Annotated in this window: 12 protein-coding genes; 10 read left to right on the plus strand and 2 right to left on the minus strand. The window is 70.5% G+C overall.

Translation table 11 applies throughout. The features are described from left to right. The first annotated feature begins 275 nt into the window (after window positions 1-275). From AMIS_RS03455 to AMIS_RS03490, 8 genes are all read left to right on the plus strand, one after another. Window positions 276-1385, plus strand: a complete 1110-nt coding sequence (locus tag AMIS_RS03455; RefSeq protein ID WP_014440797.1) for a sugar ABC transporter substrate-binding protein — start codon at window positions 276-278, stop codon at window positions 1383-1385. Between the two features lie 161 nt (window positions 1386-1546). Further along, the gene (locus tag AMIS_RS03460) at window positions 1547-2350 is read left to right on the plus strand and encodes an ATP-binding cassette domain-containing protein (protein WP_014440798.1); all 804 of its coding nucleotides are present in this window, start codon (window positions 1547-1549) and stop codon (window positions 2348-2350) included. After that, a complete protein-coding gene (locus AMIS_RS03465; RefSeq protein WP_014440799.1) occupies window positions 2347-3603 on the plus strand; it encodes a sugar ABC transporter permease in 1257 nt (418 codons plus the stop codon). The genes AMIS_RS03460 and AMIS_RS03465 overlap by 4 nt, the downstream gene beginning before the upstream one ends. Then, on the plus strand, window positions 3603-4781 hold the full coding sequence (locus tag AMIS_RS03470) for an ROK family transcriptional regulator (RefSeq protein WP_014440800.1): 1179 nt from the start codon (window positions 3603-3605) through the stop codon (window positions 4779-4781). Before AMIS_RS03465 ends, AMIS_RS03470 begins: the two co-directional genes overlap by 1 nt. Before the next feature lie 98 nt (window positions 4782-4879). Beyond that, window positions 4880-6376 carry a peptidase M16 family protein gene (locus AMIS_RS03475; protein WP_014440801.1) on the plus strand — a complete coding sequence of 499 codons (1497 nt, stop codon included), beginning with the start codon at window positions 4880-4882 and terminating at the stop codon, window positions 6374-6376. Between the two features lie 50 nt (window positions 6377-6426). Continuing rightward, window positions 6427-7371, plus strand: a complete 945-nt coding sequence (locus tag AMIS_RS03480) for a hypothetical protein (protein ID WP_041830467.1) — start codon at window positions 6427-6429, stop codon at window positions 7369-7371. Then, window positions 7368-9056, plus strand: coding sequence for a peptidase M16 family protein (locus AMIS_RS03485; protein ID WP_014440803.1), 1689 nt, complete (start codon window positions 7368-7370; stop codon window positions 9054-9056). The genes AMIS_RS03480 and AMIS_RS03485 overlap by 4 nt, the downstream gene beginning before the upstream one ends. A 55-nt stretch (window positions 9057-9111) precedes the next feature. Next, a complete protein-coding gene (locus AMIS_RS03490) occupies window positions 9112-10638 on the plus strand; it encodes a molybdopterin-dependent oxidoreductase (protein WP_041829534.1) in 1527 nt (508 codons plus the stop codon). 159 nt (window positions 10639-10797) lie between these two features. Here the strand turns inward: AMIS_RS03490 and AMIS_RS41430 are convergent, their stop codons facing one another. Further along, window positions 10798-11184 carry a WhiB family transcriptional regulator gene (locus AMIS_RS41430; RefSeq protein WP_014440805.1) on the minus strand — a complete coding sequence of 129 codons (387 nt, stop codon included), beginning with the start codon at window positions 11182-11184 and terminating at the stop codon, window positions 10798-10800. A 231-nt stretch (window positions 11185-11415) separates the two neighbouring features. On the opposite strand from AMIS_RS41430, the gene AMIS_RS03500 reads away from it, so the two are divergent. After that, entirely contained in the window at window positions 11416-12264 is an 849-nt protein-coding gene (locus AMIS_RS03500) for a response regulator transcription factor (protein ID WP_014440806.1), read from the plus strand. Between the two features lie 288 nt (window positions 12265-12552). Here AMIS_RS03500 and AMIS_RS03505 read toward each other — a convergent pair whose 3' ends face one another. Continuing rightward, window positions 12553-12957, minus strand: a complete 405-nt coding sequence (locus AMIS_RS03505) for a DUF5319 domain-containing protein (protein WP_041830468.1) — start codon at window positions 12955-12957, stop codon at window positions 12553-12555. 120 nt (window positions 12958-13077) lie between these two features. Between AMIS_RS03505 and guaB the strand changes: the two genes are divergently transcribed. Next, on the plus strand, window positions 13078-14565 hold the full coding sequence (guaB, locus tag AMIS_RS03510) for an IMP dehydrogenase (RefSeq protein WP_014440808.1): 1488 nt from the start codon (window positions 13078-13080) through the stop codon (window positions 14563-14565). Window positions 14566-14571: the final 6 nt, after the last annotated feature.

Raw genomic sequence — 14571 nt, forward strand, 5'->3', positions numbered from 1 at the left:
AACGCAGCGTCACCGTGTGTGTATCCGGTGATGTTTTCGGCGGGCGTGAGTAGCCCCTGGTAACCGCGTCGTGTTGCCGGATTGTTATCCCTCGTTACGAGATAGATCTTCGTTGCCGCTTGTGTTCTCGGCCACCGCCGGAATACGTTGCCGGGCACAACAAACCGGTTCCTCATCCATCGGTCCTAGGGCGCCGTGCCACCCCTGCGGCTGCGCACCAGCCCTGCCAAATCCGAACCAAGGCCCCGGATTTACCCCCCGAAAGGACATAAGGAATGCGTAAGGGACTGTTCACCCTTGCCGCGGTCGGCCTCCTGGCCACCGGAAGCATGGCCGCGTGCGGCAGCAACGAGGACGGCGGCGACGCCGGAAGCGGCAGCACGAGTGGCGCGTCGGCCGGCAAGGTCGGTGTGATCCTGCCGGACACCAAGAGCTCCGCGCGCTGGGCGACCGCCGACCTCAAGTACCTCACCGACGCCTTCAAGGCGGCCGGTGTGGAGGCCGACATCCAGAACGCGCAGGGTGACAAGACCCAGTTCCAGACGATCGCGGACGGCATGATCTCCAGCGGCGTCAAGGTTCTGATGATCGTCAACCTGGACTCCGGCACCGGCAAGGCCGTGCTGGACAAGGCGAAGGCCGCGGGCATCGCGACCATCGACTACGACCGCCTCACCCTCAACGGCGGCGCCGACTACTACGTCTCCTTCGACAACGTCGAGGTCGGCAAGCTGCAGGGTCAGGGTCTGATCGACTGCCTCACCGAGAAGAAGGCGACCAAGCCGGTCGTGGCGTACCTGAACGGTTCGCCGACCGACAACAACGCCACCCTCTTCAAGGAGGGCTACGACTCGATCCTCAAGCCCAAGTTCGACGCCAACGAGTACGTCAAGGGCCCGGACCAGGACGTTCCGGACTGGGACAACGTTCAGGGCGGCACGCTCTTCGAGCAGATGCTGACCACGAACAAGGACATCAAGGGTGTCCTCGCCGCCAACGACGGTCTCGGCAACGCGGCCATCCAGGTGCTGAAGAAGAACAAGCTGAACGGCCAGGTCCCGGTCACCGGCCAGGACGCGACCGTCCAGGGTCTGCAGAACATCCTCGCCGGCGACCAGTGCATGACGGTCTACAAGGCCATCAAGGACGAGGCGGACGCCGCCTCCGAGCTGGCGATCGCCCTGGCGAAGGGCCAGGCGCCGAGCTCGGCGACCGGCACCGTCACCGACCCGGAGTCCAAGAAGGACGTCAAGTCGGTGCTGCTGAAGCCGCAGTCGATCACCAAGGCGAACGTGAAGGACGTGGTGGCGGACGGCTTCGTCACCAAGGAGGAGCTCTGCACCGCGGACTTCGCCAAGGCCTGCACCGACGCGGGCATCAGCTGACGCTGATCCACCCGAGTCGTAACGGCTGAGGCCGGCGCCGCCCACGTCAGCGTGGGCGGCGCCGGAGTCGGTTGCGACACCCCTCCCACAGTCGGCGGAGACACACGACGACGTGGTCGAGCCCCCGGCGAAACCGGTCACCGAACGAAGGAGAACCATCAGTGACCGCGACACCCCTTCTGGAGCTGCGCGGGATCGACAAGAGCTTCGGTCCTGTCCAGGTCCTGCACGACGTCGGGCTGAACGTCTACCCGGGCGAGGTCACCGCCCTGGTCGGCGACAACGGCGCCGGTAAGTCCACGCTGGTCAAGTGCATCAGCGGCATCTACACCATCGACGCGGGCACGGTCACCTTCGACGGCAAGGAGGTCGCGATCCACTCCCCGCGCGACGCCTCCGCGCTGGGTATCGAGGTCGTGTACCAGGACCTCGCCCTCTGCGACAACCTGGACATCGTCCAGAACATGTTCCTCGGCCGGGAGAAGAAGTCGGGCGTCATCCTCGACGAGGCGACCATGGAGGAGATGGCCGGCGAGACCCTTCGCAGCCTGTCGGTGCGGACCGTCAAGTCGCTGCGCCAGCTCGTCTCCAGCCTCTCCGGTGGTCAGCGGCAGACCGTGGCGATCGCCAAGGCCGTCCTCTGGAACAGCCGGGTCGTCATCCTCGACGAGCCGACCGCCGCGCTCGGCGTGGCGCAGACCGCCCAGGTGCTCGAGCTGGTCCGCCGGCTCGCCGACAACGGCCTCGGCGTCGTGCTGATCTCGCACAACATGAACGACGTGTTCGCGGTCTCGGACCGGATCGCGGCGCTCTACCTCGGCCGGATGGCGGCCCAGGTGAAGGCCTCCGACGTCACCCACTCCCAGGTCGTCGAGCTGATCACCGGTGGGCGCAGCGGCAACCTCGGCCTTCCGCCCGAGAAGCCCTCGGAGTTCATCGACATCACGCCGGGAGAAGCCCAGTGACCACGACCACGACCACCACGGCCGGTGGGATCCAGGCCGTCAAGCCCACGGTCGCGAGCCACATCCGCGACTACTGGGGCCGGGTGCGCGGCGGCGATCTCGGCAGCCTTCCGGCCGTTCTCGGCCTGCTCGTCCTGGCGCTGATCTTCGGCGTGGCCCGCAGCGACACGTTCCTCAGCGCGCTCAACTTCGCGAACCTGTTCACCCAGGGTGCCCAGGTGGTCTTCATCGCCATGGGCCTGGTCTTCGTGCTGCTGCTCGGCGAGATCGACCTCTCCGCCGGTTTCGCCAGCGGCGTGTGCGGCGCGGTGATGGCCATCCTGCTCACGAACGAGGGCCTGCCCTGGTACGTGGCGATCCCGGCCGCGATGCTCACCGGCATCGTGATCGGCCTGGTGCTCGGCCTGCTCGTGGCGAAGCTCGGCATCCCGTCGTTCGTCGTCACCCTGGCCGCGTTCCTCGGTTTCCAGGGTGTGCTGCTGACCATGCTCAAGGGCGGTCAGAACATCTCGATCACCGACGAGTTCGTCCGTTCGCTGAACAACGACAACCTCTCGGTGGCCTGGAGCTGGGGCCTCACCATCTTCGCGATCGCCGGGTACGCGGCGATCCAGCTGAACCGCTTCCGCAGCCGGAACGCCCGCAACCTGATCGCCGACCCGCTCGGCATCGTGCTGCTGCGCATCGGCGGCCTCGCGGTGCTGCTCATCGCGGCGACCGCGGTGCTCACCCAGGAACGGGCGATCAACCCGGCGATCAACTCGCTCAAGGGCGTGCCGATCGTGGTGCCGATCATCGCGATCGCGATGATCGTCTGGGGCTTCGTGCTCGGCCGGACCACGTACGGCCGGCACGTCTACGCGGTCGGTGGCAACGCCGAGGCGGCCCGTCGCGCCGGCATCGCGGTGGACCGGATCCGCATCTCGGTCTTCGTGATCTGCTCGTTCATGGCCTCGATCGGCGGCATCCTCGTGGTCAGCCGGGCCAGCTCGGTCGACCCGAACACCGGTGGCAGCAACATCCTGCTCTACTCGGTCGGCGCCGCGGTCATCGGCGGGACCAGCCTCTTCGGTGGCAAGGGCAAGGTGATCAACGCGGTGATCGGTGGCGCGGTGATCGCCGTGATCGACAACGGCATGGGCCTGATGGGCTTCAGCTCCGGCCAGAAGTACATCTTCACCGGCCTGGTGCTCCTGGCGGCGGCGAGCGTCGACGCCCTGGCCCGGCGCAGAGCCTCCGCATCGGGAAGCTGATGCGAGCCGGCCCCACCCAGGAAGAGGTACGCCGGCACAACCTCGGAACGCTGCTCCGGTACGTGCATGTGCACGGCGCCACGTCCCGGGCGGAACTGACGAACCGGCTCGGCCTCAACCGCAGCACCATCGGGGCCCTCACCGCCGAGCTGATCAGCGTCGGGCTGGTCAGCGAGGCGGCGCCACGCGAAACCGGCCGGGCCGGTCGACCCTCGCTGGTCGTCCGGCCCGAGTCCGGGCGGGTGTACGCCTACGCGCTCAGCATCGAGGTGGACCGGCTGCGCGCGGCGCGGGTCGGCCTCGGCGGGCGGATCCTGGAACAGTACGAGACCGAGCGCCCGCCCGGGATGAGCGCCGACGACGCGGTGCAACCCCTGGCCCGGTTCGTCCGGCAGATGCGCGCAGGGGTTCCGGACGACGCCCGCTGCGTGGGCAGCGGCCTGGCCGTGGCCGGCATGGTCCGGCGTGCGGACGGCGTGGTCCGGCTCGCCCCGACGATCGGCTGGGTCGAGGAACCGGTCGGCGAGGCGCTGCTCACCGAGCTCGGCGAATCCGGCCGTCTCACCCTCGGCAACCACGCCGACGTCTGCGCCCTGGCCGAGCACTCCCGGGGCGCCGCCGTGGACTGCGACAACGTCATCTACCTCTACGGGGACGTGGGAGTGGGCGCCGGGATCGTGGCCGGTGGGCACCGGGTCACCGGGCACGGCGGATACAGCGGCGAGGTCGGGCACATGGTGGTCAACCCGTACGGCCGGCCCTGTTCCTGTGGTTCGCGCGGCTGCTGGGAGACCGAGATCGGCGAGCACGCGCTGCTGCGGGTCGCCGGCCGGGCCGACCGCACCGGCAAGGACGCGGTGCTCGAGGTGGTCGACGCCGCGATGCGCGGGGACAGCCAGGCGCAGCACGCGTTGCGTCAGGTCGGCGACTGGCTCGGCTTCGGCGTCGGCAACCTGGTCAACATCTTCAACCCGGAGGTCGTGATCTTCGGGGGCACGCTCCGCGACGTCTACCTCGGGGCCGCCGCGCAGATCCGCAGCCGGCTCAACGCGGTCGGGCTGCCGGCCTGCCGCGAGCACGTCCGGCTGCGCACGCCCGAGCTCGGCGCCGACGCGGCCCTGATCGGCGCGGCCGAGCTGGCGTTCGAACACCTGCTGGACGATCCGCTGCTGTCCTGAAATCCGGCCTCCCTCCCGACGGCCGGTGATTGCGGTGGATCTATGCTGCCCGCCATGCCCCCGCGTCGTTTCCCGCGTGCCGCCCGCCGAGGCGCGGGATGATCAAGCAACTCGAGGTGGACGGCGTGCCCGCGGTGCTGGCGCCGGTCACCGGGGAAACGCACGCCGGCCTGGTCTTCCGGGTCGGTCTCGCGGACGAGCCACTGGTCCGGCGGGGCATCACACACCTGATCGAGCACCTCGCGCTGCACGGCCTCGGCGAGGCCGGCGCGCACACCAACAGCACGACCGGGGTCGAGCACACCTTCTTCCATGTACGGGGTTCGGCCGACCGGATAGCCGCATTCCTGAACCGGGTCTGTGCCACGCTGCGTGACCTGCCCGCCGAGCGGATCGCCGCGGAGATCGAGGTGCTGCGGTCGGAGAGCGCCGGACGGCAGCCCGAACCGCGGTCGATGTGGCGGTACGGCGCCCGGGACTACGGCATGCCGAGCTTCCACGAACGCGGCCTGCACGGCGTGACAGGCGAGGACCTGCACGCCTGGGTCGCACAGTTCTTCACCCGGGAGAACGCCGCGCTCTGGGTGGCCGGCGACGAGGTGCCGGCCGGCCTGCGCCTGGACCTGCCGGACGGGGTGCGCCAGCCCGCGCCGGTGCCGTCCTGCGCGCTGCCGGTGACACCGGCCTGGTTCGCCGGGCACCGCGGCGCCGGTCACGCCGAGAGCGTGGCCTGGGACACCGTGGTCCGCCGGGAGGCCCGCGCCGCGGTCTTCGCCAACGTGCTGGAACGCCAGCTCGGCCGGGACCTGACCCGGCGCGGCGTCCGGCACGAGGTCCGCACCGAGTACGAGCCGCGCGCCGCCCGGACCGCCCGGATCACCGCGGTCGCCGACGCGGCGCCCGCTGACCGTCCCGGTGTCCTGGCCGGTCTGACAGGTGTGCTCGCCGCGATGCGGGACGGCCGGGTGGAGGCCGCCGACGTGTCCACTGTGGTGAAACTGACCTGCGAGGGCCTGCTGGACGCCGAGGAACGCGGCGGGCGGCTGCCCGGTCAGGCGTTCAACGTCCTGGCCGGCCGGGGTGTGCAGGGCGTCGACGAGGCGGTCGCCGAGGTCCGGTCGGTAACCGTCGACGAGGTGGCCCGGGTGGCGGCCGCCGCGTACCCGGCCGGGCTGCTGATGGCGCCGGCCGGGACCACCGCCGGACCCGAGGGCTACACCGCCGCGCCCGAGGTCTCCGCCTCGATGGTGACCGGCCGGACCCATCGGGCCCGCGGCAACCGCGGCCTGCGGCTGGTGCACGGCGAGGACGGGGTGAGCGTGGTCGAGGACGACGCGATCCGCACCGTCCGTTACGACTCCTGCGCCGCCGTGCTGGCCTGGCCGGACGGCGGCCGCCGGCTGATCGGCGACGACGCGATCGCGGTACGGGTCGAACCCACCCTCTACACCGGCGGCGCGGCCGTGGTGGCCGACATCGACAGCCGGACGCCGCCCGCGCTCCGCATCGACATGCCACCCCGTGACCCGGACGCGATCCCGCAGCCCCGGCGCGGGTGGCGTGACGTCTGGGGGATCTCCCGGCCGAACGGGTGAGGGTGGGATCACCGTCGCGCGGGTGGTGATCGGCCTCTATGCTGCGCGCCATGTCAGTACCTACCGACGTGGTCCTGGACCGCGCGGCCGCGTACCCGGAGACGGCGGTCCTGCGTGAGGCGGTCGCCCGGCGTGACTGGCCGGGTTGCCGGGCCGTGCTCGACGCCGCCGCGCCGATGGAGCGCACCGCGCTGATCCGCGATGTCTGCGAGATGCCGGGCATCGAGGACTTCCTGCGCCCGGTGCTGCGGCAGGACCCCCGCGACGGCACGGCGTCCGCCCTGCTCGGCACCCACCTGATCGACGTCGGCTGGAAGATCCGCACGGGCGCCCGCGCGCAGCACGTCAGCCAGGAGCAGTTCGCCGGTTTCCGGGACTGGCTGTGCAAGGCGGAGCAGGTTTTGATCGACGGCGCCGCGTACCACCCGAAGGACCCGGCCATCTGGAAGGCGCGGCTCACCTCGGCCCGCGGCCTGGAGCTCGGTCTCGCCGAGGCCCGCCGCCGGTACGACCGGCTGGTCGCCGCCGACCCGCACCACCTGCCCGGCCAGCTCCAGCTCCTGCAGACGCTCTGTCCCAAGTGGAGCGGCAGCTGGGAGCAGCTGCACGAGTTCACCCGGGACGCCGCGGCCGCCGCCCCGCTCGGCTCACCGCACGGGGTGCTCGTCGCCGAGGCGCACATCGAGCACGTGCTGGAGCTCGACGGCCGGCCCGCGATGCTCGGTTACCTGGCGCAGGAACACGTCCGGGCAGAGATCTACCAGGCCGCCCAGCGGTCCATCTGGGATCCCTCCTTCACCCGCGGTCACGGCTGGCTGGAAGCGCTGAGCACGTTCGCGATGGTGTTCACGTTGCTCGACGATCAGCGGGCGGCGGCCTCCGCGTTCGGGCCGCTCGGCAACCTGGCGACCGAGCACCCGTGGGACTACCTGAGCGACGATCCGGTGGGCGAGTTCCGCAGCGCCCGCGCCTGGGCGCTGGGAGGAACGCGATGATCACGCAGATCGAGGTCGGTGGCATACCCACGGTGCTCGCCCCGACCACCGGGCAGATGCACGCCGGCCTTGCCTTCCGGGTCGGCTTCGCGGACGAGCCGCTGGCCCGGCGCGGCATCACCCACCTCGTCGAGCATCTGGCGCTGCACGCGTTCGGGGTCGCCGACTACCACTACAACGGCGCCACCGGCACCGAGTACACGTTCTTCCACATGCAGGGCGCCGAGGCCGACATCGTCGCGTTCCTCAACGGCGTCTGCACCGCGCTGAACGACCTGCCGATGCACCGGCTCCCCACCGAGAAGGAGATCCTGCGCACCGAGGAGAACACCCGGGGTGAGGGACCGACCGAGGCGCTCCCGCTGTGGCGGCACGGCGCCCGCGACTACGGGGTGGCGACCTATCCGGAGTGGGGCCTGTCCGGGATCACCCCGGACGACCTGCGGGCCTGGGTGGCCCACTACTTCACGGTGGAGAACGCCGTGCTCTGGATCGCCGGTCCGGCGGTTCCCGCCGGGTTGGACCTTCGCCTGCCGCACGGCTCGCGTCGACCGGCGCCGGCTCCGTCGTCAGCCCTTCCGGTACGGCCGGCGTACTTCCCCGGTCCGTCCAACGTGGTCGCGTGGGACGCCGTCGTCGAACGCTCCACCAGCGCCGGTGTCTTCTCCGGGGTGCTGGAACGGGCGCTGTTCCGCTCGCTGCGCCAGGAGAGCGGCCTCTCCTACACCGTGCAGGCCGGTTACGAGCCACGCGCCGGCGGCCGGGCCGTGATCACCGCGTTCGCCGACGCGCTGCCGGAGAAGCAGGGCGCCGTGCTCGGCGGTTTCGTCGACGTGCTCGCCTCGTTTCGGCTCGGGCTGGTCGACGAGGCGGACGTGACGGCCGTGGTGAACCAGCGGGTCGAGGAGCTGACCCGCGCCGAGGAGAACGGGACGCGGCTGCCCGGCCAGGCGTTCAACCTGCTCGCCGGCCGTCCGGTGCAGACCGTCGAGAATCTGATCGCCGAGGTGCGCGCGGTCACCGCGGCGGACGTGGCAGCGGTCGCCTCCGCCGCGTTCGCCGACGGCCTGCTGATGACGCCGGGCCGCACCGGCGCGGACTGGGCCGGGTACACGCCGGCGCCACGCGACTCGGACTCGGTGGTGGACGGTACGAGGTACCCGTCGCTGGAGGACCAGGGCGTCACGTTCGTCGCCGGTGACCGGGGTGTCAGCGTGGTCGGCGACGGTTCCGCGGCGACGGTCTTCTACGACCAGTGCTCGGTGCTGCTGACCTGGCCGGACGGTGCCCGGCGGTTCGTCGGCCACGACGGCATCCAGGTCACCTTCGAGCCCAGCATGTACGCGAACGGTCACGCCGTGGTGCCGGCGCTCGATGCCCGGGTGCCGCGCGAGCTCTGGGCGGCGATGCCGGCCCGTGATCCGCGCCGCATCCCGGTCCCGAACCCGGCCGCGGTGGCCCCGCCTGCCGAAGCTCCGGCCGGGAAGGCGTGGCCGGTCGTCGTGCTGGTGGCGCTCTCCCCGCTGTTCCTCTTCTTCGGCGGGTTCGGCCTGCTCATCGGCGTCGCCGCGACGGCCGACAACGACGAGGTCGCCCTGGAGGTCACCATCGCGGCGGTCTTCCTGGCCTTCGCGGCACTGGCCGGCTGGGGCATCGTCTGGGCCATCCAGAAGCTCCGCCGGTGATCTCGGCCCGCCGTCGGAGCGCGCCCGCTGCCGGAGCGCGAGAGAGGATGGCGGGGTGAGAAGCAGCGTGCGGGGCGGACTTGCCGGGGTCGCGGCGGCGGGGGCAGCGCTCGGGGTGGCCGAGCTGGTCGCGGTCGGCACCGGGGCGGGATCCGGGCCGCTGGTCGCGGTCGGTGGTGTGGTCGTCGACCATGTGCCGGCGGCCGTGAAGGACTTCGGCATCCGGGTCTTCGGGGTGAACGACAAGACCGCGTTGCTCGCCGGCACCGCGATCCTGCTGGGCCTTTACGCGTACGGGCTGGGCGTGCTGGCGATCCGCCGGTGGGCCCTGGCGGTCGCCGGGATCGGGTTGTTCGGGCTGGTCGGGGCGGCTGCCGCGATGAGCCGGGAGGGCGCCGGCGCCGGTGCCGCGTTGCCGTCGTTGATCGGGGCGGTGGCCGGACTGTTCGTGCTACGGCATCTGCGGCGTCGCGCGGATGAGGACGGCCGGGAACCGGAGGTGGCGGGACCGGGTGGTACCCCGTACCGGAGGCGGTTGTTTCTGCGGGATCTCGGGATCGTCGCCGGGGTGGCGGCAGGCGCCGGGGTCGGCGGCAGGTTGCTCAGCTCGCGCCGCGCGGTGGACGTGGCGCGGCAGGCGGTCGCGCTGCCGGCGGCCTCGGGGAGCGTGCCGGTGGTGCCCGGCGGCGCCCAGGCGCCCGGAGCGGTTTCCTACGTCACTGCGAACCGGGATTTCTACCGCATCGATACCGCGCTGGTCACGCCGCAGGTGGACCCGGCGACGTGGCGTCTGCGTATCCACGGGATGGTTCGGAACCCGATCGAGATCACCTGGGACGAGCTGTTGCGGCGGCCGATGGTGGAGCGGTATGTGACGCTCGCCTGCGTCTCGAACGAGGTGGGCGGCGACCTGATCGGCAACGCGCTCTGGCTCGGCACACCGATCAAGGACCTGCTGGACGAGGCGGATCCGCTGCCCGGCGCGGACCAGGTGGTGCAGCGGTCGGCGGACGGCTGGACGTGCGGCGCGCCGACCACGGTGCTGCGGGACGGGCGGGACGCGCTGCTCGCGATCGGGATGAACGGAGAACCGCTGCCGGTCGCGCACGGCTTTCCGGTACGCATGGTCGTTCCCGGACTCTACGGATATGTCTCCGCCTGCAAGTGGATCACCGAGATCGAGCTGACCCGGTTCGCCGACTTCGACGCCTACTGGGTGCCGCGGGGCTGGTCGGCGCAGGCGCCCGTCAAGACCCAGTCACGGATCGACACCCCGCGCAAAGGCGCTTCCCCGACCGCCGGCGTGATCACCGTGGCCGGCGTGGCATGGGCGCAGCACCGCGGGATCGCCAAGGTCGAGGTACAGGTGGACGACGGCCCGTGGACGCCCGCGTCACTCGCGCCGGCGGTCTCCGCGGACACCTGGCGGCAGTGGAGTCACCCTTGGGAGGCCACGTCCGGTGAGCACATCCTGCGAGTTCGGGCGACCGACACCGACGGTGTGACACAGATAGCGAACGAGGCGCCGCCCGCGCCGGACGGCGCCACGGGGTGGCACCAGGTCAAGGTGAGTGTCAGGTAGCCGGAAGCCGCACTTTCGGTCCGACTCAGGAAAGCAAGTCGCTCATACGGTGGCTTGCATGTCCACCAATGCGGTTGAAGAACCGCTGAATCACCCGACACGGTCCGCAGTCTCGGACCGTGTCGCCAGCCGTGTGGTGATGCCGCGTGCCGGGCGGCGTCAGGCCGCAGGCGCCTGCCGTTGTGCGGGCACTGCCGTCTTGTGGGGCCGGCCGAGGCGCGCCTCGAGCCGGGCAAGGTCGACTCGTCCGTGACGATCCGCCAGGTCCTCCCAGCCGACCGCGAGCAGCCGCAGCCGCTCCGATTCGCTGAAACCTCCCCAGACTCCGTACGGCTCGCGAACCGCCAGAGCATGGGCGGCGCACTCGGCCCGCACCGGGCACGCGCCGCACATCGTCTTTGCCTTGGCCTCGCGGCGATTGCGGGACGACCCGCGCTCGCCGTCGGGGTGGAAGAACTGCGCACTGTCCCGGCCACGGCAATTGCCCAGTCGTTGCCAGTCCCAAAGGTCGGCGATGGGCCCGGGCAGTCTGCGAACGTTCGACATCAACACCCTCCTCCCGCGCGGCACCGCGGAGTGTTCGTCGTGAGGGCCTGTGCCCAGGCCTTTGGCGGGTGTACCCCGGCGATCGCCGGCTCACACGCACCATGTCGATGTCTTCGCGAGCGGTATGGCAAAGGGGTGGCAAGTCATACCCATCTTTCCCATTTTTTCCATCTAAAGCGCGTAATGCTGCGGCCCTCGCGTGATCTCCTCTGAGAGAGAAGGAGGATCACTGTGCGTACCGTCCTCGTGTGCGTCCGAACCCCGCTGGCGGCCCAGACCGTCGCGTCCACCGCGGCCCGGCTCGGCATGACCGGTGTCGTCCGGACCGCGGTCAGCGAGACCGAGGCCATGATCCGACTGGCGGAACGGCCGGCCGAAGTGGTCCTGGCCGACACCGCCGTGACCCGGCCCGACAGCGTCGGGTTCACCCGGCGCGTGCTCGCACGCGCCCCACAGGCGCAAGTAGTGCTGTTCGGCGCGGAAGACCCGCGGGTGGCAGCGGCGGCCGTCGCCGCCGGCGCCCGGGGCGTCATCCGCGGCGTGGAGCACGATCTGGTCAGCGTCGTCGCCAAGGCGCTGCTCCTGCTGCTGCTCCCGGTCCGCCCGCAGGGCATGCCGATAAACGGAGCGAACGCCCAGCCGGCCACGGTGGCCGGCGGGGCACGCAACAACAACTCCCCGGGCACCCGCGGTCAGTACCACAACGGTCCCGGCGGCATGGGTGTGCAGAACGCGGCGGCCGTCCCGGCGATGCTGGGCCCGAACGCCCCGATGGTCCCGGCTCAGCGGGGCGACGCCCCGATCGATCCGGCGACCGGCCGTCCGATGGTGGCCTGGCCCGGCAACGAGGCCGGGATGGCCGAGGCGGCCCCCCAGGGCAGGCGCCTGACCCTCACCGAACGAGAGCTCCAGGTCCTGAGGGGCATGGCAGACGGCAAGTCGAACGCCGAGATCGGCCGGGAGCTCTTCGTCTCCGAGGACACGGTGAAAACCCACGCACGGCGCCTCTTCCGAAAACTAGGGGCAAGAGACCGAGCCCACGCCGTAGCCGCAGGCTTCCGAGCAGGCCTCGTAGCGTAGGCCAAAGGCGCAGGTCCTGGACGTAGGTCTAAGGCGCAGGTCCTGGACGTAGGTCAAGGCGCTCTATTTTCCCGAGAGCACGTAGCCACAGAGCACGCGCAAAACGCCGCCGGTGACTTGGCCACTGGTTTCTCGACGCCCGCGGGGTTTGCGGGTGGCGGCAAACCAGCGGCCAAGTCACCGGGTATAAGGCGTTTTGCCTGCGGAGCGAAGCGACGCCATTGGGCCCAGCGTTTTGCCTGCGGAGCGAAGCGACGCCATTAAATTCAGCGTGCTTCTGGTGACCCGCTATCCGGGGTTTTCCTCTTCCGACCCCTCGGTCAACGTGTCGTGCACCCCGTCCGCGTATCCCCGCGCATACTCCCAGGTCACGTAGTGATCGGGGTCCGGGTCGTAGGCAGGCTCATGCACCCGCGGCCGCCCGCTGTCCAGCAGGTGCCGCAGGTTTCCCCGCAACAGATCCCAGTCGAAGTAGTGCGGCTCGTGACAGTCCTCGCACTCGATGACCAGCCCTCGGATGCCGGTCGGACTCAGCAGCGCCTGGTAGATCTCCAGGTCGGAGAGGTCCTCCAGGACGTCCTGCCGTTCGTCCTCGGTCAGCGGTTCGGACTCGGCGTCCTCGTTGAGGTCGTCGAGTCCGGCGGCCGGGTCGGCGGGATCGCCGTTGAACGGGTCGATCGGCTCTTCTTGCACCCCCATACCGTACTCACCTCCGGGCGCGGTGTGCTGGCCCGCACGTTCTGTCCGCCGCCCGGGTGCCCCGACCTGGGGTGGGTAGGATGATGGACTCCGCCTCTTGTCTAGGGATGATTTGTGGAAACAGACAGCGCCCGCACCGTTCCCCTCGGTCTGACCTTCGACGACGTGCTGCTTCAGCCCGGTGAGTCGGATGTCGTTCCCAGCCGGGTCAACACTGTGACGCGGCTGACGCGCAACGTCGAGCTCTCCGTGCCGCTGCTCTCGGCGGGCATGGACACCGTGACCGAGGCGCGCATGGCGATCGCCATGGCCCGTCAGGGCGGCATCGGCGTGCTGCACCGCAATCTCTCGGTGGAGGACCAGGCGGCTCAGGTCGACCTGGTGAAGCGCTCCGAGTCCGGGATGATCACCAACCCGGTGACGTGCAGCCCGGACGACACCCTGCGCCAGGTCGACGCGCTCTGCGCGCGCTACCGGATCTCCGGCGCCCCGGTGGTGGACGCCCAGGGCGTGCTCGTCGGCATCGTGACGAACCGGGACATGCGGTTCGTCAACGACTTCGACGCCAAGGTCCGCGACGTGATGACGAAGGCGCCGCTGATCACCGCGCCGGTCGGCGTGAGCAAGGACCAGGCGCTGGAGCTGCTCGCCAAGCACAAGGTGGAGAAGCTGCCGCTCGTCGACGCGGGTGGTCACCTGCGCGGGCTGATCACGGTGAAGGACTTCACCAAGTCCGAGCAGTACCCGAACGCGGCGAAGGACCCGCAGGGCCGGCTCCGGGTGGCCGCGGCGGTCGGTGTGGGCGACGACTCCTACAAGCGGGCCCGCGCTCTCGTCGATGCCGGGGTTGACGTGGTCATCGTCGACACCGCGCACGGGCATCAGCGTGCCGTGCTGGAGATGGTCGCCCGGCTGAAGAAGGACGTCCCGATCGACATCGTGGGCGGCAACGTGGCGACCTATGCGGGGGCGAAGGCCCTGGTCGAGGCGGGTGCGGACGCGGTGAAGGTGGGCGTCGGCCCGGGCGCGATCTGCACCACCCGGATCGTCGCGGGCGTCGGCGTGCCGCAGATCACCGCGATCATGGAGGCGACCCGGGCGTGCAAGCCCGCGGGTGTGCCGGTGATCGGTGACGGTGGCATTCAGTACAGCGGTGACATCGCCAAGGCGATCGTGGCGGGGGCGAGCACGGTCATGCTCGGCAGCCTGCTGGCGGGCTCGGAGGAGAGCCCCGGCGAGCTGATCTTCGTGAACGGCAAGCAGTTCAAGTCGTACCGGGGGATGGGCTCGCTCGGCGCGATGCAGTCCCGCGGTCAGGCCAAGTCGTACTCGAAGGACCGCTACTTCCAGCAGGATGTGAACGAGGACAAGCTGGTCCCGGAGGGCGTCGAGGGGCAGGTGCCCTATCGTGGTCCTCTGTCCAGGGTGGCGCACCAGCTCATCGGCGGGCTGCGCGCGGCCATGGGCTACGTGGGCGCGGAGACCATCCCCGATCTGCAGGAGCGGGGACAGCTCATCCGGATCACGGCGGCCGGGCTCAAGGAGAGCCACCCGCACGACATCCAGATGACGGTCGAGGCTCCTAACTACCACTCCCGCTAGAAACTT

The organism is Actinoplanes missouriensis 431, assembly GCF_000284295.1.
Classification (GTDB): domain Bacteria; phylum Actinomycetota; class Actinomycetes; order Mycobacteriales; family Micromonosporaceae; genus Actinoplanes; species Actinoplanes missouriensis.